This window comes from Alicyclobacillus kakegawensis NBRC 103104, assembly GCF_001552655.1.
In the GTDB taxonomy this organism is placed as follows: Bacteria; Bacillota; Bacilli; order Alicyclobacillales; family Alicyclobacillaceae; genus Alicyclobacillus_G; species Alicyclobacillus_G kakegawensis.
In genome coordinates this window covers 1-1,122 of record NZ_BCRP01000064.1, presented here as the reverse complement: position 1 = coordinate 1,122, position 1,122 = coordinate 1, and the positions used below count along the sequence as shown (strand labels likewise).

General features: G+C 48.8%; 1 protein-coding gene. It reads right to left on the bottom strand.

Translation table 11 applies throughout. From position 1 onward, the window contains the following. Positions 1-74: 74 nt before the first annotated feature. The gene (locus tag AK2_RS17035) at positions 75-329 is read right to left on the bottom strand and encodes a hypothetical protein (RefSeq protein WP_157076407.1); all 255 of its coding nucleotides are present in this window, start codon (positions 327-329) and stop codon (positions 75-77) included. Positions 330-1,122 lie beyond the last annotated feature (793 nt).

Below are 1,122 nucleotides of genomic sequence, written 5' to 3'. Positions count from 1 at the left end.
AGTTAGGTGCCTCCTCGGCGATTTTGGGGTGTTTTTCAAAAGTCAAGTTGTTTCACGAATATGTCACAAAACGTTCACAATCCAATCTCATGTAGCAACTGCATAGCGCCTGCCAAAGACAGCTTGAGGGGATTCCACAACAACAGGCGTGTGCCGACGCCAAACAAGGATACGCAGACCATGTGAGCGCCGGATGGCGGCGGAGCTTTCGACCGTGATCGGAGAATCGTGCGTCCCCAGAGGACAGCGTGAGCCGCCTCCCGGGCGTGCTCGGCGTCCATCTTCTCTATAAGGAGACCAATCAGGAACGACTCAACTTGACGTCCCACATTTCGCGCCCGTTTTTCGAGCGCGCACGATTTTTGACAAGAATTTCGCCGGCCGGTGTGGAATTCAGTAGCTCGTTGCATCTTCGGACGGGAGGATTTCCAGTTGCTCGGTCCGATTCGTTCGTCATGGGGCCATCCCCGGTATTGGCCAGACTTATCGACTAGCTCGGGTGGGTTGACATCATTGACGAGGCGGCACCCCGCCCAGACTGCAAACTGTCCGTGAGTCTTCGCGCCAAGGCGCTGCTCGTGAACATCTGTGTAGAACCCATACTTCTTGCGTTTTCTCCTTGTACTGTCGAAGTACCGTCGAAATTAAATATGTAAATTTTACAATTTTATAGGCTGCTATGTGGGGCCACTTGCTTGGTAAGCATTCAAAATGCCCTCATCGGTAAAGGTGGGGGCGTTTTTGTATTTACCTAATCTGAATCCGACCGTTATTCCGGTACTCGAACAAACCAAATTAACATAACCTATATTATGAGACGTTGGAAGGGTAGCTGCTTTAACTATAAGGAGAAAGTCAACAGACAGAACCTCGTGTCACTTTCCATTCGGATTCGCTCTTGGTCCCCAGCACATCCTCCGTAAAGTCAATATATACGGATCTGATCGCCATCCTTGGGCGGTTCATGTGCCGGTGGACAAACTATTTGGTTCTATTTTACAGGCGCTATGCAGTTGCTGTATGAATTTGGTTTCGAACAAAAAATGAATATTATATGAAAAATATCGATAACCACTTGACTTTTTGAAAACACCCCAATAATCGCCGAGGAGGCACCTAGTT